We start from the raw sequence: 21,706 nt of genomic DNA, 5'->3' as shown, positions 1-21,706 counted from the left end.
AACCAAATTTGTTATCTTTAAAACCATTTTTGTTATGTTTAAGTGCTATAATCCCTTATATATCAACAGGTTTCAGCTTCCTAAAACATATAAACATATAAAACATATAAAACAATTATTATATAAACATACAAAACATATAACATCATGTTGAGTGAATTAAAATATATTATCGATTTATAAACACACCACATTTAATTATTATTTGAATCTGTGATGTGTTTATAAAACCAAATTTGTTACATTTATCTTTTTACAATGTTATAAATATGAAATCGTTCCCTTGAATAATTCACTAGATGAAATATTAAGTGAACATACAATACAAATTTTTATATGTAGTTTCAATAATTACAAATTACTTTTCAACCTCAAAATAAGAAATAAAGTAATACTAACATGTATTAAATAGATATTAATCCCCTTTTAATCCCTTCAACTACCGCCCCAACTCTACAAGGAACATCAAGTTTTCTTAATATAGATGATACATGGTTTTCTACAGTTCGAGAGCTAATTAAAAGATCTTTACTAATATCTTTATTGGTTTTACCCTCAGACATCAATTGTAAAATGCTTTTTTCTTGTGAAGTTAATAACTTTTCTCGATCAAAGTTTTTTAAATGCGGAAAAATTTTATAGCCAAGTTGTACTTGCTTAATGCAATTAAGTAGACAAGAATAACTATTTTTTGTTTCTAACAATGCATAAGCACCATATTCATATGCAAGTTCCAACGACTCATTAAAAAGCTGTTCCACTAACATAATTACTTTAATGTGGGGAAATCTTGTTGTTATTGAAGATAAAAAAGTAAATCCGTTATGAAATTCATAATCTTCCTCCATAAGCACTATATCCGGATTATAAAACCTTATGAAGTTATTCAATTCTTTTGAATTTTCTTTGTAAATAGATACATCAAAAATCTTTTCCTTCGATAATAACTCCTTGAGCCCTGTAGCAAACATTTCATGGGATTCAATTAAGACAATTTTTATTTTCTCCATAAACTCACCTTGCAAATTTTTTATATTTTTTTAAAAAATAGGTAATTTCCGAAAGTAAATATAAGGAAAATACGCTAGTTTCAACTTTTTTATAGAGTTATTCTATAAATGTAAACGCTATTAAAAAGTTTCTGGTATATTATATATCCAAATTATAGCGGTTATCAATATTTGTAAAAAAAAAATCTAAATTAGAAAAGGGAGAGATTTAAAATGGAAAAAGCAATCTTAGATCTTATGGAAGAAGTAACTGTAGAAGAAATGCAACAAATGGAAGGTCAAGGAGCTACAGGCGTAGCACAATGTTCTTGGATGTTAGTTTCTTGTGAAAACTTCATTCCTGGTGGCGGTTTTGGCTGCGGTGGATATGAAATGTGTAAAGAATATAAAAAATACTGCTACTAATATTGCATGTGAGAGATTTTGATGAAAACACATCAAAATCTCTTTACTTTTATAATAATATTCAGATAGGAAATGGTTAAATGAATATCAATCAATTGCATTTATTTTTGGATAAATATTACAAAGAATCTAAATTATTATCTGACTTAAGTTTGATTTGTAATGATTATAATGATTTTGATATTAATGTAGATCAAGAAACTATTGAACAATTGGTCACAGAATATAACAATATTAAGCAACCTAAAGTTTCTTGTGCAATCATAACTTTTAATGAAGAGAAACGTATTAAAAAGTGTTTAGAAAGCGTTAGAAAGAAATTTGATGAGCTTTTGGTTATAGATAGCGGATCTAGAGATAATACAATACATATAATAAATCAATATTTTCCCAATACTAAAGTCTATATAGAACCCTGGGAAAATGACTTTTCTTTACAAAGAAATAAAGCTATTCAATATGCTACAACAGATTGGATATTTTTTATCGATGCTGACAATTACATAGAAAATACTGAAAATGATTGTATAAAGAGAGTTGCACAAATTGTATCCTATCTTAAGATTCAAGGTGTCGTTAGCCCTTATATAACTGAACATGATAATAGCTTTTCAGTGGATAATCGTAAAATGTTTAAAATATCGGATAAAATTAGTTTCTTTGGTAGAGTTCATGAAGAACCTTTAAATGAGAATAAAGAAATCCCTCTAAATATAGTGGCTAATATTCATGTTTATCATGATGGTTATGATCCGAAAAAATACAATATGACTGAGAAAACAATTAGAAATTTAAAACTTGTAAAACAAATGATAGATGAAGACAGTAAAAATCCTAAATGGCAATATTTTTATGCACGGGCTATGTATATCCTAAATGAAGATAAACAGATTATAAAAGCTAGTTTACTGCGTGGTATGGAGTTATATAAGACATGGACGGATAAAAGATATTTTGCAAATTTACTTTCATACTTATGTAGAATTTCTTTAGAAACACAAGATTTTATAAACTTAAAACGATACACTGCTTTGCTAAATGAACAAACAAATAAGTGTTCAGATATAGACTATTATAATGCGGTGATTTTGTTTACTACCCTACAAAGCAAATTGAAAGGTTTAGACAACATTCTAGATCAAAATGAAAATAAATATATAGAGGAAAATTATTTCAGTTTTATTAATGAATCCCATGATCATATTAGGACATTGCATATCCAAATAAAATTAATGTTGGGAGAATACCAACAAATTTTAAATTTAGTGAACGATATTAAAACTGAAGAAATTAAGAATCATATAAAAAAAGAAATATCTATATTAAGCCTTTTAAAACAACACTCAGATATTGATAAATCCAAATAAATAGACTAGGGGATTAAAAAGATGTTTAAGGGTAAGTTCTCACACAAGATGCAACATAATGACTATGATTGTGGAGTAGCTTGCGTAGCTACAGTATTACATCATTATAATCAATCTTATAATTTTAATGACTTAAAATACGAATTAAACACTAACCTTAACGGTACTTCTATTTTAGATATTTATAAGGCTTTTGTTCATTATGGATTTAAAAGTAAGGTATACAAAATTAAGAATGATATTGAAACGGTGTTAAAAAACGTAAAATTACCTTGTATTGCTTTACTAAATAATGAAGATGTAAACCATTATGTCGTTATACAAAAAATAAGTAAAAATAATCTAGTTATAAGTGATCCATTAGATTTAAAAGTGAAAAAGGAAGCATTATCAACATTTAGTGAAAAATTTTCAGGTGTTTTATTACTTCCCGAGCCCGAGCTAAACAAATTAAAAGAAACTCAGGGTAACAAAGTAAAACAACATTCATACCCAAGAAAATTATTTAATTTCATAAAAACTGAAAAAGGATTTTTAATTCTCACATTTATATTGTCATTATTATTAACTGTGTTTGGCGTGGCGACTTCCTACTTTACAGGGATTTTACTCGATGGGATTATTCCTCAGAATTTAAAGGATGCATTGTACTTTGTTGCTTTAATTTTTATTTCCTTTGCGTTCTTACAAGCGTCTTTTCAATATCTTAGGGATAGGTTAATTATAAAGATGTCGATTAAATTAGAAACAAAGTTAACAACACGTTACTTCAACCATTTATTAAAAACCCCAGTATATCAAATTAAAAATAAAGAAATAGGAGAATTTATTTCTAGGTTTAATGATGCTTTAATTATTACGCAAACATTTAGTACAACACTAATAGCAACAATAGTCGACTTCTTATTAATATTTATTAGCGGGTATCTTATGTTTTATGTCAGTGGAAAAATGTTCGCATTAGTTTTAATTCCAGTTTTATTATATTCAATTATTTGCTATCTATTTTTTGAAAACTTATCAAATAAAAATAGAAAAGCAATGGAAGGGCATGCCAATGTCAATTCATTCTTTATTCAAATGTTAAATGGTATTGAAAATATAAAGGCTTTGAGTAAAGAAATGAGTATCAGTGCAATGAGTGTATCGAAAGTCGATGAATATATTAAAAAGGTATTAAAGCTTCAAAATACAAATAACAATAGTCTGTATTTAAAAAATATAATTCAGTACATTTTTCCAATGGTTGTATTATGGGTTGGAGCGTTACAGGTAATGTCTTCACAATTAACAACAGGAGCATTAATTACTTTTTTATCATTGTCAGCATTCTTCTTCACATCTGTACAACATATAGCCAGTATTCAACCTCAAATTCAACAATCAATTATAGCTGCTGATAGATTCTTTGATATTTTAGAGTCCAGTCTTGTAGAAGACGATGATAATGGGCAAATCATAGAAGGTAAAATAAAAAATATCAGAGTAGATAATTTGAGTTTTAATTATAAGAATGAAGAGCCATTACTTAAAGATTTCTCATTTGAGATTAATGAAAATCAAATAGTAAGTTTTGTAGGGAAAAGTGGTTCAGGAAAGAGTACGTTAGCTAAGCTTTTAATTAGGTTCCTAGAAACATCTAAAAACACCATTTATGTTAATGATATTGATATAAATGATATAAATTTAAAATCCCTTCGAGAAAAAGTTTGCTATATAAATGATAAACGTTTTTTTATCCCTGGAACGATAAGGGAAAATTTAACCTTGGGGAAAGCATTTAGTGATGATGAAATTGTAAATGCATGTAAAGCTGCTTGTATTCACGATTTTATTAATGGGCTACATAAAGGTTACGATTTCCCAGTAATGGAGGATTCGTCTAACTTCTCTTTAGGGCAATCCCAAAGGCTTTCTTTAGCTAGAGCTATTCTACAAAAACCAGATGTTTTAATTTTGGACGAAGTGCTAAGTAACGTAGACGAAGAGAATGCATTAAAGATTATGAAGAACCTAAAAAATATGGATATAATCGTAATTTCTATTAATCATAATTCCTGCTTGTTTGATTATTATGATCAAATATATGATTTTTCAAAAGAAAGAATATCTGAATTTAATAGAGGTGTAAATCTGTGAAAAAATACATTGTATCTTTAATTGTAATTTTAATGACTTTTGGAATAGGTGTATATGTGTATAGTTCATCAGTTGATAATAACCATGAATATAAAGATATGAGTTTTGAAAAATATATGGAGAAATTAGATGGTAATCAATCGTTTTTCTTATATGTTTATAGAACTGGTTGTCCAGCATGCGAAGAGTTAGAACCAACTTTGAATAAAGTAATAAAAGAGAGAAACATAACAATAGACAGTATCGAAATGTCTAAGAATAGGAACAGTCATAAAGACTATTTTGTTGAACACAATATCGATTCTACTCCAATGTTAATTCACTACAAAAATGGAAAAGAGGATGCTCGTCTAAGCAATCAAATTATTACAGAAAAAAAATTAAACCAATTTTTAAATGATCATAATGATAAGTAATTCTATTTAGAAGATGGAGAAAAATGGGTGATAATTATGAAATTGATACGTTATAATAACTATATGTTCTTTGTGACAATGGTATCGTTCATTGGAACAGTAGGTAGTTTATTTTTAAGTGAAATTATGAATTTAGTTCCATGTAGTTTATGTTGGTATCAAAGGATATGCTTATACCCTATATTTATAATTTGTATTGTATCTTTAATTAAAAGACATTCTAATGCAAATGAGTATATCAAGTATTTTTCAGGAATAGGCTTAGTAATATCTTTATATCAATACATTATACAAATGACGCAAACAAAGAGTGCCTTTTGTCATTTATATGAAGACTGCTCAGCGATTGATTTTGTTTTTTTGAAATTTATAACAATACCTTTTTTAGCAATGTTAGCTTTTCTATTATTATTTAGTATTTCTTTTCTAGTAAAAAATCAAAAATAGATTTTAATTTAAGGAGATGTTGATATGAGTTTAAAAGAACATGCAATGAAAGAGTTTCAAGAAAAAATGACTTCTAATGAGAGCGTACAAGGTATGATTACAACCTATTATGAAATGCAAAATGGTATATCTGGATTAGTCGGTGTACCAAATGGAAATTCTACTCCTGTGCAAGGGATATTAGCATATACAGAACGACAATTGTTATTTTATAGTGAAGTGTTTGGCAAGCTACCTATTTCATTACAGATACCTTTCCATAAAATTAATGAAATAAAAGAAAAAAAACAAGCTTTTGCCCTTTTTAAAACGATTCCAGCTATTTCCGTTTCCCATGAAGATCAAGATGTTTTTTCGACACGTGGAGATAAAGAGGAGTTTGTACGTTTAAAAGAATTCTTTGAAAAAGTTAAGTATATGTCAAACTAGTAAATCCTAATCATCACTAAAGAAGAATTAAATGTGAACTACCTAAGCAAGAACGCTTTATAAACGGGCTGATGAGCTGCTAAGCTTAAAATCCAGCCCGTTTGTTTTGTATATTAAAATATAAAATATTGTATTGTTAGGAGTCAATTACATAATATGAAAAAATATTTGTCTATTACACTACTTTTAATTTTATTCGGATTATTGTCCCCCTTTTCTAATATGCATGCGGAGACAAGTAACACGGATTTTAAAAAAATTGATCAAATTGTTAATGTTTTTAATGATAATGCTAATGTAGAAGAAAAAATTAGTTATATTAAGGATATTGATTTTAATAGTTGGTCAATTAAAGAGGTTAACCTAACTTTAGACAGAATAGATAGTTTAAATCTAAGCATAATGGAACGTGCGACATTAAAGAGAGAAATAATACGCCATTTTGGTTTTTCAAATTTTGATTTCAAAGGAACGAATTCAGATGTTTTAGCGTTTAAAGAGTTGAAAATAGAAATTGTGGAGACCAATCAGCCACTTGTACTATATAGAAGAAGTAAATCTGGAGAACCAGAGTCTAAGTATGGTCTTGGTTATTGGTGGGGAGATAAAGCGAGAAGTATTGAAGAGACCAGAAATGAATTAGCCGTATTAGAAGCATGGGGAAATCCACTTAATACGGTATATAAAATTCAAGTGCCAAAGGGTATTAGAATGCTTAAAGGATTAACAGCTCCCCAAACTCAATATCTTAATGGAACAGATATAGTGCAAGAATATAGAAAAGGTGGAGCAATTCAATATTGGATTAATAACGTAAATAACAATTGGCTACAATGAAATCTTTCTAGGAGGACATTATGGAAACTGATTATGAATTTATAAAGTTGATTCTAGATTGTGAGCATATTATTAAACAACACACCCCTAGTAATCCTGACGATGTTAAAAGATATCATTTAATGTTAGATGAACTGAAAGGTTTAAGAATGACTATGAAATTGAAACAATTAAATACTAGGTTGTATTATTTATCAATAACACAAATGCTCGAAAAAAATGATCCGGAAGAAGTACTATATACTGTATTAAAGTTAAATGAATTTTATTGTACACACTATCAAAATCTATAGAAAAAAATGCTTAAAGTTTAATTATTAAAAGTAAAATGGTCTACGATGAAGGCACTCAAGGGGTGTCTTTTTTTTCATGAGAAGATCCCTACGCAAAGTATCTTTATAAAGTTACTTTGAGCGAAAAGACCTTTTTCATGTAAAATAGATATAATATCATAAATTTTCAGAAGAGGGTGTTTTCTTGAGTGCAATCAAAATTGAGGATATTTATCAAGAATTATTAGATGGTAAAAGAAAACAGTTTCCATCATATACATGGAGTGAAGATATAGACAGAAATTTAATTAAAAGAGTAATAAAATACTTAGTAGAGATAGTCCTTAATTGGGATGACAATATGTTAAAAGAAGGATGGAATAAAAAACTAATTAAAAAATACAAATTAAATGGTGCTGTTTGTATGATTTATCGAGGAAGCCCCTATGCAATGTTGAATGATGCATATCCAGGTCGTTTTAAAGAATGGGAATTTAAAATGGCTCCTCTTAATTTTTGGACAAAAGAAAAAGGATTAGAAGCTTTAAAGTGGACTATTGAAATAAAAGAGAAGTTAACGGATGAACAATTATTACAAGTGTATGGGACTAAATGGCTAACTCAACATAAAATAATTTCACCATGTGCTAAATTTTTTAATCATAGCCCCTACATTATGCTGAATGCTTTATATCCAGGGAAGTTCCGAGAATGGGAAATGAAACAAACTCCAAGTAAATTTTGGACAAGGGAAAATGCTTTGGAAGCATTACGATGGACTATTGAAGAAAAGGAAAAATTAACAAATGAACAGTTGTTTGAAGTATATAATATCAAATGGCTGAAGCAACATAACTTGGCTCCAGCCTGTCAAATTCATTGGAGAAATAGTCCATATAGCATGTTAAACGCCTTGTATCCGAATCGTTTTAAAGAATGGATGTTTAAAGTTACACCAAGTAATTTTTGGACAAGGGAAAAAGGATTAGAGGCTTTACGTTGGACAATCGAAGAAAAAGAAAAGTTAACCAATAAACAGCTATTATGTATATACAGTCAACCATGGTTAAATCGACATAAATTAAATACACCAATGAAAAGATACTGGAATGGAAGTCCCTATGCTTTTCTCAATTCTCTATATCCAGGGGTATTTAAAGAATGGGATATGGAAAATGGCTCCTATTAATTTTTGGACAAAAGAAAAAGGATTAGAGGCTTTAAAGTGGACTATTGAGGAAAAGGAAAAATTAACAGATGAACAGTTGTTACGAGTATATGGATCTAAATGGTTACAGGAACATAAAATAAATACCCCTTGTAGTAAGTATTGGAATGGGAGTCCCTATGCAATGCTAAATGAATTATACCCAGGACGTTTTAAAGAATGGGAATTAGAGAATGTTCCTTCAAATTTTTGGACAAAGGAAAAATCAATAGAAGTTATCAAATGGAATATTGAAAGTAAAGAAGAGTTAATTAAAGAAAATTTAATACAAATTATCAATACCGAGTGGATTAAAATACATCGGTTAATAACACCATTTAATAAACATTGGAATGGAAATATTTACGCAATGCTGAATGAATTATATCCAGGAGATTTTAAAAAATGGGAACTGAAAAAGGTTTCTAATAATTATTGGACAAAAGAGATTGCCTTGGAAGTGATTAGAGAAATATTTCAGGAAAAAGGAAATGTATCTAATGAAGAATTTCTACAAGAATATAATATGGAATGGATTAAGAGAAACGGACTAACTACGCCCTTAGCAATGTATTGGAGTAATAATCCATACAATTTATTACATGATGCATATCCAGATCGTTTTACACAAGAAGTAATAAAGGCGTATAAGCGAATTCAGCAACTCCGTCCTATAATCCCTCAAGATGTGGAATTTAGTCATAGAAGTTCAAATAGTGTATTAACAATAGAAGAAATTTACCAAGAGTTGTTAAATGGGAAAAGAGATAGTTTTCCCTATTATGTTTGGAGTGAAGGCGATAAAAAGCTTTTGGCCAGAAGAGTTACAAAATACTTAATTGAAGTAATTTTGAATTGGGATACAGAAGAGATAAAAAAAGGTTGGAATGGAAAAGTTATTAAAAAATACAAATTAAACGGCATGATCAGTTTGGTGTATAATGGAAGTCCTTATGCAATGTTAAATGATTTGTATCCAAACCGCTTCAAAGAATGGGAGTTAAGTTATACCCCAACTAACTTTTGGACAAAAGAAACGGCGATTGAGGCATTACGATGGACTATTGAAGAGAAAGAAAAGCTAACAGATGAACAGTTAGGTAAAGTATACAGTCAAAAATGGCTAGTGAAACATAAATTAGCTTCACCATGCTATTTGCTTTTTAATAGTAGCCCATACGCAATGTTAAATGAGCTATATCCAAACCGCTTTAAAGAGTGGGAGTTAAGTTATACCCCAAGTAACTTTTGGACAAAAGAAACGGCAATTGAGGCATTACGATGGACTATTGAAGAAAAAGAACAGTTAACAGGCGAACAATTGCTAAAAGTTTATAGTGATAAATGGCTGCAAGAAAAAAGAATACTTACACCTTGCTGTAAGTATTGGAACTGTAGTCCCTATGCAATGTTAAATGAAATATATCCAAACCGTTTTAAGCAATGGGAACTAAAGAATGTTCCTACAAATTTTTGGACGAAAGAAAAAGCACTAGAAGCATTACGATGGACTATTGAAGAGAAAGAAAGATTAACAGATGAGCAACTAAAAAAAATTTACAATATAGCATGGATGAAAAAACAGAGACTAATTACGCCTCTTATGACATATTGGAATTTAAGTCCATATATGATGTTAAATGAATTATATCCAGGTCGTTTTAAAGAGTGGGAATTTAGTGTAGTTCCTAGAAACTTTTGGACTAAGGAAAAAGGATTAGAAGCACTACGATGGACTATTGAAGAGAAAGAAAAGCTAACAGATGGACAGTTATTACAAACCTTTAGTAATCAATGGCTGGTGAAACATAGACTTGTGACACCATTAAATAAACATTGGAATAACGCCTATGAAATGTTAAACGATTTATACCCAAATCGTTTTAAAGAATGGGAACTACAGAAGGTATCTAAAAACTTTTGGACGAAAGAAAAAGGATTAGAGGCATTACGATGGACAATTGAGGAGAAAGAAAAACTAACGGATGAACAGTTATTAAGAGTATACGATATAACATGGATGAAAAAACACGGAATAAGTATGCCAGTTTATGAGTATTGGAGTAACAATCCGTATTTGATGTTACATGATCTATATCCTAATAAGTTTTCGAAAGAAGTTATGAAAACTTACGTGTCAATGCGTAAATGGTTTAAAGAATTTTTTGAAACTGAAGGATATTCAAAAATGTTAAATTTAGTGTGGGAAAATAGCTACATACATGGTGATACTTTTGTTTTTACACATGTAAAAAGGGAAGAAGTTATTCGATTTTTTTACCAAATTAAAGGAGCAAGTTCAATTGAATCACGTTATAACGAACTTAAAGGAAGAGAAGAATGGTATTGTAAACTAAGTAAATGGCATCCACTTGTCTTGAAGTTAAAAGAACTAGGTTGGAAGATTCCTGAAGACAGCACAAGTAATCTACAAAATCGGTATATACCTGTTAACTAAATAAAAAAATAAGCTGTCATATTTTCGAATAGAATCTGTATAGATTGCAAAACACTTTCCAAATGGTATAATATAAGTACAAACAAAGGTATACTCTAGTCAATAAAATCATACAATAAAAAAAGAGAGCAACATGCGCTAACATGTGCTCATCTTTTTACGTAACCATAGCCGTTAGGGTGATGGTTATCGTTTAACGTTTTGTCTTACGAGATCCACCCTTTTTCTTTTGCTTGCGACGGCGATAAGAAAGGGTGGATTTCTCGTTTTCTAAATACTTTTTCTTAAAAAGGTGTGCTACGCTTTCACGTAGTACGCCTTTAATAATTTCTTTAAGAAATTCGAGAAATGTTTCCATGGCTTTATTCACCCCCTTCCCCCACTACAAGTGGAAAGAAGAGAAATGACAACCAAGCACCCTAACTTTTCGGTTACTAAGCTAGTATAGCATAGTTTTGGACTGTTAGAGATTTTTGTTGGAAATCATCAAAATTTGTATTTTTTAGATTAAAAGGCACTATATTTTATATAAAACTTTAAACAATATATCATGCAATTCTTTTTTGAAATTCTCGTCTGATGTTGTATTCATGTTATCTACAAATTTTGAAATCAAGTCAAAATTATAGGCTAATTTAAAAAGAAATACATCTAGATCTAAAAGCATCCCCTTTGTATGAACAAATGGAGGCAAAACATAAGCTAAAATTTGATGATTACCTTTTTTATAAGCTCTAGCAATTCGATGATTTCCGTCAATTATAATACCGTTATATATGTTATTTGCGACAGGGTGTTGAGCGATTATAATAGGTTCGTTGTTTTCCAAATTCACATCAATTGTATTTAAATTAACCTCATTTTCCAATGCTTCAGAAATTAAATTATCTACTACGAGTGTATTCGGAATCATTTCATTTTCTTGAATGAGTCCTCTTAATATAGAAACATCCCAAGTTAAGTAATAATTACCAAGTTCTCGTTTTTTCCCATAGAAAAATTGTTTTGTAAAACATTGGCTGTTTACCCTAGAAGATATCTCATCATCAGTGTATGTCTTCATCGTCTCTTCAAAAAAACTTCCAAAACTCCACAGTTTCTTTTTGTGCGCCCGAATAACCTTTTGAATTTTAGGATAATCAGATACTTTTTTTGATAATTGGTTTAAAAATCTATCCAAATCACAGTAGGTAAATTCTTGGAAATTAGTAGTTGTATCAAACATATTGAACACCCCATTTCATATTAATATCCTAATTTTATCAAAAATTCAAAATAAAACATATTTTATGGTAGGATTTTTTGGGTACAAATTCAAAAAGATGAATCGTTATCATATGTATTAAGTGTAACTAGAAAACTATATGGATGGTGAGAAACAAATGAATCATTATCAAACACTATATAATACTCCGTATCTGTATTCTTCGAATGCACTTAAACAAATGTATAAAGAAACTAAGAAGGAAGAAAACCTTTGTGCTATACGAGATCATATGTTGCGCCATAATGTTTATTTAGATCGACAATACAAATTTTATTATTACTTAAGTCAAAAAATTGAAGAGGATCTGTATGGAGATGAACATCCAGTTTCATGGAATGAGTTACTAGATGATTATCAATTGTTTAGAGATCGTGAAGGTAAATTATCTATCAAACCGAGAGGATGGAATTAAAATGACCATCATTGGAGAATTAGGAATCGTTTATGCTGCTACTGGTGTAACAGTTTTAACAATTAAATTATTGAAAAAGAAAGGTCTTTACCTTCCAGATTGGATGCTATATGCGGGTCTTAAATGCTTGTTAATCGGGAGCGTTTGGTATGTGCTATGTGATATTCTCGATGTATTTCTACGTTAGACACCTATCTGGTAGTTAAGGATTACTACTGCCATGTATATTGGTCATACTTTGCTCCTCTTCCACTTTTCCTCAACTACCTCCATATAAGGAGGTAAAGACATATGTTAGAGCTTTTAACAATTCCTGTTGTTATGGTTACTACTGCTATTCTTAACAAAAATCATAAACAAAGTGATAAAAAGAAGATTGCAAGATTTTTTGAAATCGCAAATATATGCGTAAAAGAAAAAAATAAGTTAGAGTATCCTAGATTTAAACGCCAAGAAGAAACAGAAACAAGCGTAGTCTATATATATGAGCTGCCATTAGGTGTACCATCGCAACTTATAAAGAAATTAGATGAGGTAATTGCTGAAGGATTAAATAAACCTGTTAGGATTCATTATAAATCCCCATTCTTAAGGGTTCAGGTTTTTAAGGAGAACATCCCGAATAAATGGGAATGGAATCAAGATTTAATAAAGCCGGGAAGTTGGAAAGTGGCAATCGGAAAAACATTGGATAAAACTTTATATCATGACTTTGACCAAACCCCACATTTGCTTATGGGTGGTTTAACCAGAATGGGAAAAACAGTTTTTCTAAAAGTACTTGTTACCTCGTTAATCAAATCAAACCCCAATCATACTCATTTTTTTATTATAGATCTTAAAGAAGAAGGCTTAGAGTTTAGTGAATATCAAGATTTAAAACAAGTTTTAGAGGTTGCTGATAGCCCCGAAAAAGCACATGAGGTATTAATGAAGGTTATGGCATTAATGCACCAGAGAGGCAAATACATGAAGGAAAACAGAATGAAAAATATTGTTGAAACAAGAGAAAAGGATCGTTATTTTGTAATAGTGGATGAAGGTGCGGTTTTAGCGCCAGCAAAGGGCTTACCTAAACCTGTAAACAGGATGCTCGAAGAATGCCAGTATATGCTAAGTCATATTTCACGAATCGGTGGAGCATTAGGTGTACGATTAATATTAGCAACACAATATCCAACTGTAACGTCTGTACCTTCTGTTGTGAAACAAATGAGTGATGCGAAGTTAGGTTTTCGCTTACCTACAACCGTAGCATCACAAGTTGTCTTAGATGAACCTGGATTGGAGAATTTACCTTCTTTACCAGGAAGAGCGTTATTTAAAACAGACCGAATATATGAATTACAAGTCCCTTATTTATCTGATGAATTGATGAGAGAGCTTTTAAGCGAATATGAGGTGATTAAACAACATGAGACACCAGAAACTCAAACAGAAAGCCAGACAAATCGAGATTTTATCGAGTTTAAATAAGCTAGAATTTGCTTCTAGGAGGCAATTGCAAGCTATTCATGCTCTAGGTAGTATTCGAAATGCAAACCGTATTTTGAAGGATCTACGGCAATATTGCCATGTTACCTCGCACAACCGGGAGTATGTTTATTATCTAAACAAGAAAGGTCTTGCTCTATTAGGATTAAATCCAGATGAACGAAAAAAGAAGCATCAACTTGAACATATTCTTTTACGTAATGAAGCTTGGATGTGGCTTGGATTTCCTGATTGGAAAACAGAGCAAACTATAAAATTTAGATACCAAAACGAAGAGAAAATAATCGTACCAGATGCTTATTATTTAGTAGATCAAGTCCCACATTTTGTTGAAATTGATAGGCTGCAACACATGAAGACAAATGAAGAAAAAATACAGTATTATAGTTTAATTGCAAAGCTTTATAAAAAACAAAAGGATATCGTACCAAATATTCTATTTTTTACAATATCGGATTATCGAGAAAATAAATTAGAGAGTTATGGAATAAAATATAATGTGTATGTTCGTACATTTCTATTAAAAGAAGTTTTATAAAGTTAAAAAGCACAAGGTGAATTCTACTCCTTGTGCTTTTTACATGTCCCAAAAATCAGATATTTTGGCACTCCGGTCAACTTTTTTAATTGCTCGAAAGATTTTTTGGATGACTGGGAAGCTTGGAGTGTGAGATTTATTATTACATAATCTCGAAATTGTATTACGACTAACACCGGTTGCTTCTTCTAATTCCTGTTGCTCTATTCCATTTTGATCTAGCCATTTTCCTAGATTTGTTCGATTTTTCTTTTTTCCTTTCATGAAAGTGCCTTCCTTTCTCATACCCTATTTAACTTTTATTTTGGACACTTTCAATTGAATTTATACACATTCACCTTGAATGGTGCATATGTCTTCCCTATGGTGCATAGAATAAATATAGATAAAGAGAATAGAAGACTTTTTGTAATTATTTTGTGGAATATAGCATACATAATAATAGCTACAAGATGCGGATACACTGAAATATAATTGCATCTTGTTGTAAAGGATATTCCTAAAAAAAAAGAAGCTCTCACCCCTTCATGTAAAAGGGGTGAGAGCTTTTTTATAGTTTAATTGAATGGCTATAAAAATTAAGTGGGGAAATTTTGATTATCGAAATTTAGTATTGATTGTCGTTCATTATTTCTTATAAGGTTTCACGACAGTTATCACATACATTTCTAGAATCAGCATGATGACTTTGATGATATTTTTCACATTCATCTTCATATTTTTTTTTACATTCATCCAAATATTCTTTATCAGTTACAACTTCAATTATTTCATCAATTGTCTTTGATAGTTCTAAAGAATATCTGATTTCTATACCATGTTTTTGAGCCATGTTAAGTAAGTCAGGGTGCATTTTAAAAGGTGCTCTATCTTTATCTTCGCTAAAGTCTGCTTTATTATCTGTCACAAAATATAAAATTGCATCTTTTTCTTCTTTTAATTTATCAATTAAGCTTTGAAATAAGAGAGCATCCCCCATACTGTTTTTGTTTTTATGAAATGGAGCCATGCTTTGTAAAGCCATATCAGTGGCTGCTAATTTTATTTCATCATTGGTATGTATTGGTACGCCCAAATCTAAAATTTGATCAATTAGTGAAATAGTTCCTTCGTTTACGTATTCAATTTGCTCCGTTATAACCGACTCAGCTTCTGTAATTAATGTATCTAGTTGCATTTTCTTCTCATCGTCTGTAATCATAATATCCCTGAATTTTTTTGTCTTTTTAAACATGTCGTTAAATTCGTTTCTTTTATTAATTATGAGTTTCTCTTTTTTATTTTTATCCCATTCTTTTCTTAACTGCTCTGGAATTAATAAAATAGCATCTTTTTGTTCATTAAGATCAGCTAATTTAGCGAAAAGATCAAAACTACCTTTATCAGCATTATTAATCCAAACACAAGTATCTAAGAACATATATATGTTTTTGTCCCTAAGTATTACATGTCCACTAAGTAATGAATGCTCACTCTCTATAGGCTCCATTCTTTTTTTGTTCCTTTTCGAAAAGTCATTAGGTTGAAACGACCTATAATTTGCATTATCTAGTGTCAGATCTACTAATATATCGATGATATCCATAACTTTCTTTTTGTTCATTTTACCTCACCCCTTTGTGTAATATATATAGTTTTATTGTACAGTTAACTATTACTTTAGTGAAATTTTAGTAATTATTAACACTATGTATAATTTCACGTACCATATTAATATTTTTTATAAAAAGATTGTATAAACTTAAAAACAGGGTTTATAATAAGAACAGACGTTCTGTATTTGGGAGGTAAAACAATGTTTGATTATTCGAAATGCATGAATCGAATGATTTTCTGCATAGATCTGTGTTCATTTTTTGCCAGTTGTGCGTGTGTAATGAGGGGATTAGATCCTTTAAAAGTAAAACTAGCTGTCGTTGGGGATGTAAATAGAAAAGGATCAATAGTACTTGCCGCCACTCCCGAACTTAAAAAAATGGGCATTTCTACAGCAACAAGATTATATGAAATCCCAAAAGATCCGAACATTATTATTGTGAATGCAACAATGAAAAGATTCGTTGAAATTTCAAATCAAATTACTGAAATCTATACAAAATATGTAGCGCTTGAAGATCTACACGTTTACTCAATAGACGAGTGCTTTCTAGACATGCAACAAACAGCGCATCTCTTTGGACGTGATCCTATTGTAATTGCTAAAAGAATTCAAAAAGAGATATATGATATAACGGGTATAACTGCATCTATTGGAATTGCACCTAACTTATTTCTTTCAAAAGTGGCTCTAGATGTGGAAAGTAAACATTCAAATTCTAGAATTGCAATGTGGTCATACGAGGATGTTTCAACAAAGTTATGGGAAGTTAAGCCTCTTCGCAAAGTATGGGGAATTGGAAAGGCTACGGAAGAGGCATTGCACAGCATGGGACTATTTTCCTTAAAGGAAGTTTCAAAAACGCCTAAAGAGCATTTAATAAAGCGGTTTGGTAAAGTAAAAGCTGAAGAGTTGTATCGCTTTTCTCATGGTATAGATGAAAGCCGGATTGCAAATAAATACATTCCAAAAAGTACCTCTATAACAAAAGGACAAATCTTATTAGAGGATTGTTTTAGCCCAAATAAATTAAAATTACTTCTTCTAGAACAAATTGAAGAAACTTGTTTTCGTTTACGATCTATGGATAAATGCTGTCGTACGGTTGAGCTTTCTATAGGCTATAGCAAATACATCGGTGGAGGTTTTAAACGAGCGATTACCTTAGATCAACCCACATGTTTAACGGAAGATGTCTACGCTGCTTGTTTAAGTTTATTAAAAAAGTTTCACTCTGGTCATCCGGTGCGCCAAATACACATCACACTAAAAAATTTGACCAGGGACGATGCAATTCAAATGTCATTGTTTGAAGATACCGCTCAAAAAGATACTAAAAGGAAATTAGCAAAAACAATGGATAGTATACGGCATAAACATGGAAAAAACTCAATTATGAGAGGAATTAGCTATATTAAAGGTGCTACACAAAGGGAAAGAAACGGAAAAATAGGTGGACATAAAGCATAAGGAGGAATACAGAGTATGATTGATAGAGGTATGATGCGATGGGTTCCATTTTCAGCCATAAAAGAACAATTTGAAGGATTAAATGAAATGTATGAAAAACAAAACGAAGTACCGATGCCTATTTTAGATGAACAAAAACTAGATCTTATAAATGATATTGTGTGTTGTGCAATGGCTGAAAATAAGCAAGTAAGTATTTCATACCAAAAAGAGAACAAGGTATATTCCGAAGTGGGTTATATTCATTACTACGATATGGTCTGTAATGAATTAAGATTTAGGAACCAATATGATAATGTACTATATATAAAAATTAATCATGTTACAGATATCAAATATACATAACGCTTAAAAAATTATGGGATGGGGAAATTATGATGAAAAGTCAAAAAGAGCTTATCTATCATTTTAGAGAGTTTTGGGATTTTGAGTATATCTGTTTGGAGAAAAAAGGCTTGGGGTTCCCAGAATTAGAAGAAGTAATGTTGAAATATCACATGTATAAGTCTGATGAGAATTTAGAATTTAAAGAGTGTTGGATACATCGTGAATTTGTGGATGGAGAAGAATTAAGAACAGTTCAAATTATATATGAAGATAGTAAAATTAATAGGGTTGTTCGTTTATGGGGATCTAAGAGAAATAAAGATGGAAAAGTTCTTGAAATGACCATAGATTTTTTAAATATGGATACAAAAGAACTTGAATGTGAGATAGATATATTAAATAAAGTTGGAGATAATTAAATATTCATACGCACATTTAGAATTGTGTCTTTACTAAAATTGACTTTGTTTCATAAAGAGTAATTTATAAAATAAACAGAACCTAAAAGTAAATTTAATAAAGATATACATAGGAAAAAGAGTCCGTTATTATTAGGACTCTTTATTTATGATTACTCATGTATTCCTTCATGAAACCCACACTTTTATTAGCAATTGTTTAAGAGTTTAGGAAGCCTGTTTTTTACGGGAACGAATTTTTCTATATCGACCGTGTTTTACAACATGCCGAACGTCTAATTCCTTATAACCTTTATTTTGGATAGTTTCTGAAACATCTACGATAATTGTGTTAGTTAAAATATTTACTACATAACCATTTAATTTTAAAGAAGGATTCTTGCGATCTGAAAATTGTACATAGTCACCAATTTTAATTGTTGGAACTGAAATAGTCTTTTCCATAAAAATACCTCCAAAATTTGTAATGTTATAAACTAACTTTCAAATTATTAAGTATGTTTTTTGTTTTTAAGAATTTATTCGCTTTTATATAAAGCTCGAAAAGTTCAGCGCTTAAAGTAACAGTTATATTATCCCTCATACATTTAAGGATTATGATATCTTGTTCTTCATGTTCAAACATTTTTGCATATCCTAATACCTGATATACCCAACCATTCTTTTTATGAACATAAAATTCTCCACGTTTTGCTTTAGCTGCTTTCATATTTGCTCCTCCTCTGATTTTGAAATTTAAAACCCATAGAGAAACCCAGCAATCAAATATGTAGTAAAAAGCATCGCTATAGCAATACCAAATGTTCCAAAGAACCAAATTTGAGAATTAATACAGTCCTCAATCCCAAACCATTCACATAAGAATCTATAACTCTTTGAAGCACGTTGATTAAAACTTATATGCTCTGATTCCTTTGATTGATTCTGTGTTATAATGGAGTTACTATTATTAATTTTAGATAAGGTATTTGCCAATCGAATCACCTTCCTAGTTAATGATGTAGGAGAAAAAGTCCTGACTATCTGGCGGTGGTAAGGGCTTTTTCTTGTTTATTACTTACGAGTTAGTCTGTTCATGCCATTACGTGTGACTAACCAAACTTTACCGCTTTTTCTTGCTTCATTTTCATAGAACTTGCCACGGTTGCACCACTTATTAACAGTGTTTTCCGCAAGTCCCCATATTTTTTCAGCTTCTCTTGTTGTATAAACGGAAAATAGAGCTTCCTCTAATTCTCCATTTTTAATCTCATCCATTATTTGTAGTTGATCCCTCCTTTACTTTCTTATATTTATTATAATATCCGTACGTCTTGTTTGCAAGACAAAATCTAAAATGTTAATCATTATTTTATCGACATGTTTTCGACAAATGAAAAAGCATCTAAATTAAATTAGATGCGAAATGTACTTTATTTTCCTAACTTATTTTTCCTTGAGCAATAAAGACAGCTAGTACCTTTGGCACGAGCATTAACTGTAGTTTCCCACTCATGTCCTTCATTGCATTTCCACCATACTCTTTTACTTGAACTCCTTGTGACATCATAAGGAGTCAATGTTCCATTTTTAGTGGGATGCCATTGTTTAGCTAGCTCTGGATTTAATGTAGCAAGACAATTATCAATACATATTTTTCTGTTAGTGCAATAAGGACAGCCACAACCTTGTGTACGATTATTAACTGAAGCTTCCCATTCGTGTCCTTTCTCACACATCCACCATACTTTTGTATTACTTCCTACAACTAGACCATAAGGAGTCAATGTTCCATTTTTAGTAGGATGCCATTGTTTTGTTATTTCTGGATTTAATGTAGCTAAACAATTATCAATACATACTTTTTTGTTAGCACAATAAGGACAGCCTACTCCAGATGTTCTGGAATATATAGCACTATCCCATTCATGTCCTTTTTCACATTTCCACCATACCTTTATGTGAGCACCTTTTTTAAAATGTTCTGGTTTTAATTCATTATTTTTGGTAGGATGCCATTCTTTGACTAGATGAGGGTACTGAAATGCTATAGAGTTTTCAATGTTTTTTTTCTTAAATAATTTAGTGATCTCATATTTTTTATTTTCAGTATCAATATCTACCTTTTCATAACAGAGGTTATTATGTTGAAAAATAAGCTTGAATATTTCAGAAATGGCATTGTTTAATTCATTAAAACTTGGAGGGTTTCCAACGGAAATATTTATTGTGGAATTATTGTTTATTCTTTGTAAGCCTTCTTCCCTAACTCGTATTAACAAAAAAACTTTTTGAGCAACATATTCACTTTTCTTTACATCTTGTTCATAGCGCTTTCTATGCCAATAGTATCCATCGTATTCAATTACAAACGATAGCTCATTATTAAAGATATCAAATTCTACGCCGTCTTCTGTAAGATGTTGACTTAATGTATTTTTAAATCTTTTGTTTATAAAATAGAAAATGGTTTGTTCTGGAAAAGAAGTTCTAGGTTTGCAAAAAGGACAGTTTGTTCCCAAACCTCTTTGATGAACTGTTGTTTGCCACTCATGCCCTTTTTCACACATCCACCATACTCTTCTCCCCGATTTTGGAGTAACATCATATGGATTGAGTAATCCATTTTTCAATGGATGCCATTCTTTTGATATTTCCGGATATACTTTAGCTAAACAATTATCAATAGTAGCATTACGACCTGAACAATAGGGACAGCCCGTTTTTTTTCGTGTTCGACTGTATATTGAAATTTCCCACTCATGTCCTTTCTTACATTTCCACCAAACCTTTCTTTCTGAACCAAAAGAAATTGTTGAAGGGTTTACAGATACATTCTTAAATGGATGCCATTCTTTTAACAATTCCGGATGTGTAACCCTAATAGATTTTTCAAAAAGAGTCTTTTGTCCACAGCAATAAAGACAGCTAGAACCGTATTTTGCACGACGATATACTGTGGCTTCCCATTCGTGCCCTTCCGCACACATCCACCAAACCTTTTTATAACTTCCCACAACTACATCGTATGGAGTCAATGTTCCATTTTTAGTAGGATGCCATTGTCTAGCTATCTCTGGATTCAATGTAGCAAGGCAATTATCTATACAAACTTTTTTATTAGAACAATATGGACATCCTCTTCCTATATGTCGATTCCATATAGTCGCTTCCCATTCGTGTCCTTTCACACATTTCCACCATGCTTTTTTATTG

General features: G+C 30.6%; 25 protein-coding genes. 16 read left to right on the top strand and 9 right to left on the bottom strand.

Annotated features, from left to right (window positions below; translation table 11 throughout):
* Nucleotides 1–404 precede the first annotated feature (404 nt).
* A complete protein-coding gene (locus BM089_RS28905) occupies nt 405–1,010 on the bottom strand; it encodes a response regulator transcription factor (protein ID WP_090978899.1) in 606 nt (201 codons plus the stop codon).
* A gap of 213 nt (nt 1,011–1,223) precedes the next feature.
* On the opposite strand from BM089_RS28905, the gene BM089_RS28900 reads away from it, so the two are divergent.
* The 9 genes from BM089_RS28900 to BM089_RS28855 all read left to right on the top strand — a co-directional run bounded on the left by BM089_RS28900 (nt 1,224) and on the right by BM089_RS28855 (nt 10,987).
* Nucleotides 1,224–1,415: a sublancin family glycopeptide gene (locus BM089_RS28900; protein WP_090978896.1), complete on the top strand. Its 192-nt coding sequence runs from the start codon at nt 1,224–1,226 to the stop codon at nt 1,413–1,415.
* 80 nt (nt 1,416–1,495) lie between these two features.
* Nucleotides 1,496–2,782, top strand: coding sequence for a SunS family peptide S-glycosyltransferase (locus tag BM089_RS28895; RefSeq protein ID WP_090978893.1), 1,287 nt, complete (start codon nt 1,496–1,498; stop codon nt 2,780–2,782).
* A gap of 21 nt (nt 2,783–2,803) precedes the next feature.
* Nucleotides 2,804–4,921 carry a peptidase domain-containing ABC transporter gene (locus tag BM089_RS28890; protein ID WP_090978890.1) on the top strand — a complete coding sequence of 706 codons (2,118 nt, stop codon included), beginning with the start codon at nt 2,804–2,806 and terminating at the stop codon, nt 4,919–4,921.
* The gene (locus tag BM089_RS28885; RefSeq protein WP_090978888.1) at nt 4,918–5,337 is read left to right on the top strand and encodes a thioredoxin family protein; all 420 of its coding nucleotides are present in this window, start codon (nt 4,918–4,920) and stop codon (nt 5,335–5,337) included. The genes BM089_RS28890 and BM089_RS28885 overlap by 4 nt, the downstream gene beginning before the upstream one ends.
* Before the next feature lie 471 nt (nt 5,338–5,808).
* Nucleotides 5,809–6,213, top strand: coding sequence for a GRAM domain-containing protein (locus tag BM089_RS28875; RefSeq protein ID WP_090978882.1), 405 nt, complete (start codon nt 5,809–5,811; stop codon nt 6,211–6,213).
* Between the two features lie 156 nt (nt 6,214–6,369).
* Nucleotides 6,370–7,050 (top strand): autotransporter, encoded by a 681-nt coding sequence (locus BM089_RS28870; RefSeq protein WP_090978878.1) that lies wholly within the window; start codon nt 6,370–6,372, stop codon nt 7,048–7,050.
* Nucleotides 7,051–7,070: 20 nt separating this feature from the next.
* Nucleotides 7,071–7,343 carry a hypothetical protein gene (locus BM089_RS28865; RefSeq protein ID WP_090978875.1) on the top strand — a complete coding sequence of 91 codons (273 nt, stop codon included), beginning with the start codon at nt 7,071–7,073 and terminating at the stop codon, nt 7,341–7,343.
* A 184-nt stretch (nt 7,344–7,527) separates the two neighbouring features.
* Nucleotides 7,528–8,511, top strand: a complete 984-nt coding sequence (locus BM089_RS28860) for a DUF4046 domain-containing protein (protein ID WP_090978872.1) — start codon at nt 7,528–7,530, stop codon at nt 8,509–8,511.
* A complete protein-coding gene (locus BM089_RS28855) occupies nt 8,498–10,987 on the top strand; it encodes a DUF4046 domain-containing protein (RefSeq protein ID WP_254791379.1) in 2,490 nt (829 codons plus the stop codon). The genes BM089_RS28860 and BM089_RS28855 overlap by 14 nt, the downstream gene beginning before the upstream one ends.
* 193 nt (nt 10,988–11,180) lie before the next feature.
* On the opposite strand, the gene BM089_RS31280 is transcribed toward BM089_RS28855, so the two are convergent.
* Together BM089_RS31280 and BM089_RS28850 are read right to left on the bottom strand one after the other, a co-directional pair.
* Complete coding sequence (locus BM089_RS31280; protein ID WP_000447319.1) at nt 11,181–11,345, bottom strand: hypothetical protein; 165 nt, start codon at nt 11,343–11,345, stop codon at nt 11,181–11,183.
* Nucleotides 11,346–11,504: 159 nt separating this feature from the next.
* Nucleotides 11,505–12,212, bottom strand: a complete 708-nt coding sequence (locus tag BM089_RS28850; protein ID WP_090978871.1) for a hypothetical protein — start codon at nt 12,210–12,212, stop codon at nt 11,505–11,507.
* Between the two features lie 157 nt (nt 12,213–12,369).
* Between BM089_RS28850 and BM089_RS28845 the strand changes: the two genes are divergently transcribed.
* From BM089_RS28845 to BM089_RS28830, 4 genes are all read left to right on the top strand, one after another.
* Nucleotides 12,370–12,666 (top strand): hypothetical protein, encoded by a 297-nt coding sequence (locus tag BM089_RS28845; protein ID WP_090978868.1) that lies wholly within the window; start codon nt 12,370–12,372, stop codon nt 12,664–12,666.
* Nucleotide 12,667: 1 nt separating this feature from the next.
* On the top strand, nt 12,668–12,853 hold the full coding sequence (locus tag BM089_RS28840) for a hypothetical protein (protein ID WP_090978866.1): 186 nt from the start codon (nt 12,668–12,670) through the stop codon (nt 12,851–12,853).
* A gap of 104 nt (nt 12,854–12,957) precedes the next feature.
* Nucleotides 12,958–14,142 carry an FtsK/SpoIIIE domain-containing protein gene (locus BM089_RS28835; RefSeq protein WP_090978863.1) on the top strand — a complete coding sequence of 395 codons (1,185 nt, stop codon included), beginning with the start codon at nt 12,958–12,960 and terminating at the stop codon, nt 14,140–14,142.
* On the top strand, nt 14,081–14,698 hold the full coding sequence (locus BM089_RS28830) for a replication-relaxation family protein (protein ID WP_090978860.1): 618 nt from the start codon (nt 14,081–14,083) through the stop codon (nt 14,696–14,698). The genes BM089_RS28835 and BM089_RS28830 overlap by 62 nt, the downstream gene beginning before the upstream one ends.
* 39 nt (nt 14,699–14,737) lie before the next feature.
* Here BM089_RS28830 and BM089_RS28825 read toward each other — a convergent pair whose 3' ends face one another.
* A complete protein-coding gene (locus BM089_RS28825) occupies nt 14,738–14,962 on the bottom strand; it encodes a helix-turn-helix domain-containing protein (RefSeq protein WP_090978857.1) in 225 nt (74 codons plus the stop codon).
* Between the two features lie 370 nt (nt 14,963–15,332).
* A complete protein-coding gene (locus tag BM089_RS28820) occupies nt 15,333–16,301 on the bottom strand; it encodes a PIN domain-containing protein (RefSeq protein ID WP_090978855.1) in 969 nt (322 codons plus the stop codon).
* Nucleotides 16,302–16,493: 192 nt separating this feature from the next.
* Here BM089_RS28820 and BM089_RS28815 point away from each other — a divergent pair, with 192 nt between their 5' ends.
* Genes BM089_RS28815 through BM089_RS28805 form a run of 3 tightly spaced genes read left to right on the top strand, consistent with a single transcriptional unit; the run spans nt 16,494 to nt 18,511 of the window.
* Nucleotides 16,494–17,765: a Y-family DNA polymerase gene (locus tag BM089_RS28815; RefSeq protein ID WP_090978852.1), complete on the top strand. Its 1,272-nt coding sequence runs from the start codon at nt 16,494–16,496 to the stop codon at nt 17,763–17,765.
* A gap of 15 nt (nt 17,766–17,780) precedes the next feature.
* On the top strand, nt 17,781–18,110 hold the full coding sequence (locus BM089_RS28810) for a YolD-like family protein (protein WP_090978849.1): 330 nt from the start codon (nt 17,781–17,783) through the stop codon (nt 18,108–18,110).
* 32 nt (nt 18,111–18,142) lie between these two features.
* Complete coding sequence (locus BM089_RS28805; protein WP_090978846.1) at nt 18,143–18,511, top strand: hypothetical protein; 369 nt, start codon at nt 18,143–18,145, stop codon at nt 18,509–18,511.
* 207 nt (nt 18,512–18,718) lie between these two features.
* Here the strand turns inward: BM089_RS28805 and BM089_RS28800 are convergent, their stop codons facing one another.
* The 4 genes from BM089_RS28800 to BM089_RS31675 form a co-directional block, all read right to left on the bottom strand.
* Nucleotides 18,719–18,955 carry a DUF2187 family protein gene (locus tag BM089_RS28800; protein ID WP_048536220.1) on the bottom strand — a complete coding sequence of 79 codons (237 nt, stop codon included), beginning with the start codon at nt 18,953–18,955 and terminating at the stop codon, nt 18,719–18,721.
* Nucleotides 18,956–18,980: 25 nt separating this feature from the next.
* Nucleotides 18,981–19,220 (bottom strand): hypothetical protein, encoded by a 240-nt coding sequence (locus BM089_RS28795; RefSeq protein ID WP_090978844.1) that lies wholly within the window; start codon nt 19,218–19,220, stop codon nt 18,981–18,983.
* Nucleotides 19,221–19,564: 344 nt separating this feature from the next.
* Complete coding sequence (locus BM089_RS28785) at nt 19,565–19,768, bottom strand: helix-turn-helix domain-containing protein (protein ID WP_016106976.1); 204 nt, start codon at nt 19,766–19,768, stop codon at nt 19,565–19,567.
* Nucleotides 19,769–19,923: 155 nt separating this feature from the next.
* On the bottom strand, nt 19,924–21,706 hold a 1,783-nt coding region (locus BM089_RS31675), incomplete at its 5' end, for a zinc-ribbon domain-containing protein (protein WP_090978839.1).

It is taken from the genome of Bacillus sp. 5mfcol3.1, from assembly GCF_900114335.1.
Classification (GTDB): Bacteria; Bacillota; Bacilli; order Bacillales; family Bacillaceae_G; genus Bacillus_A; species Bacillus_A thuringiensis_S.
Note: the sequence above shows the minus strand (reverse complement) of the source record. Positions and strands in the feature narration are given on the sequence as shown.

Excerpts from the sequence above, each read along its gene's own strand:
- BM089_RS28820 (WP_090978855.1), bottom strand. The coding sequence starts at position 16,301 with ATGAACAAAAAGAAAGTTATGGATATCATCGATATATTAGTAGATCTG.
- BM089_RS28865 (WP_090978875.1), top strand. The coding sequence starts at position 7,071 with ATGGAAACTGATTATGAATTTATAAAGTTGATTCTAGATTGTGAGCAT.
- BM089_RS28900 (WP_090978896.1), top strand. The coding sequence starts at position 1,224 with ATGGAAAAAGCAATCTTAGATCTTATGGAAGAAGTAACTGTAGAAGAA.
- BM089_RS28825 (WP_090978857.1), bottom strand. The coding sequence starts at position 14,962 with ATGAAAGGAAAAAAGAAAAATCGAACAAATCTAGGAAAATGGCTAGAT.
- BM089_RS28800 (WP_048536220.1), bottom strand. The coding sequence starts at position 18,955 with ATGGAAAAGACTATTTCAGTTCCAACAATTAAAATTGGTGACTATGTA.
- BM089_RS28835 (WP_090978863.1), top strand. The coding sequence starts at position 12,958 with ATGTTAGAGCTTTTAACAATTCCTGTTGTTATGGTTACTACTGCTATT.
- BM089_RS28795 (WP_090978844.1), bottom strand. The coding sequence starts at position 19,220 with ATGAAAGCAGCTAAAGCAAAACGTGGAGAATTTTATGTTCATAAAAAG.
- BM089_RS28785 (WP_016106976.1), bottom strand. The coding sequence starts at position 19,768 with ATGGATGAGATTAAAAATGGAGAATTAGAGGAAGCTCTATTTTCCGTT.
- BM089_RS28905 (WP_090978899.1), bottom strand. The coding sequence starts at position 1,010 with ATGGAGAAAATAAAAATTGTCTTAATTGAATCCCATGAAATGTTTGCT.
- BM089_RS28840 (WP_090978866.1), top strand. The coding sequence starts at position 12,668 with ATGACCATCATTGGAGAATTAGGAATCGTTTATGCTGCTACTGGTGTA.
- BM089_RS31280 (WP_000447319.1), bottom strand. The coding sequence starts at position 11,345 with ATGGAAACATTTCTCGAATTTCTTAAAGAAATTATTAAAGGCGTACTA.
- BM089_RS28815 (WP_090978852.1), top strand. The coding sequence starts at position 16,494 with ATGTTTGATTATTCGAAATGCATGAATCGAATGATTTTCTGCATAGAT.
- BM089_RS28810 (WP_090978849.1), top strand. The coding sequence starts at position 17,781 with ATGATTGATAGAGGTATGATGCGATGGGTTCCATTTTCAGCCATAAAA.
- BM089_RS28895 (WP_090978893.1), top strand. The coding sequence starts at position 1,496 with ATGAATATCAATCAATTGCATTTATTTTTGGATAAATATTACAAAGAA.
- BM089_RS28855 (WP_254791379.1), top strand. The coding sequence starts at position 8,498 with ATGGCTCCTATTAATTTTTGGACAAAAGAAAAAGGATTAGAGGCTTTA.
- BM089_RS28845 (WP_090978868.1), top strand. The coding sequence starts at position 12,370 with ATGAATCATTATCAAACACTATATAATACTCCGTATCTGTATTCTTCG.
- BM089_RS28890 (WP_090978890.1), top strand. The coding sequence starts at position 2,804 with ATGTTTAAGGGTAAGTTCTCACACAAGATGCAACATAATGACTATGAT.
- BM089_RS28830 (WP_090978860.1), top strand. The coding sequence starts at position 14,081 with ATGAGACACCAGAAACTCAAACAGAAAGCCAGACAAATCGAGATTTTA.
- BM089_RS28870 (WP_090978878.1), top strand. The coding sequence starts at position 6,370 with ATGAAAAAATATTTGTCTATTACACTACTTTTAATTTTATTCGGATTA.
- BM089_RS28850 (WP_090978871.1), bottom strand. The coding sequence starts at position 12,212 with ATGTTTGATACAACTACTAATTTCCAAGAATTTACCTACTGTGATTTG.
- BM089_RS28875 (WP_090978882.1), top strand. The coding sequence starts at position 5,809 with ATGAGTTTAAAAGAACATGCAATGAAAGAGTTTCAAGAAAAAATGACT.
- BM089_RS28805 (WP_090978846.1), top strand. The coding sequence starts at position 18,143 with ATGAAAAGTCAAAAAGAGCTTATCTATCATTTTAGAGAGTTTTGGGAT.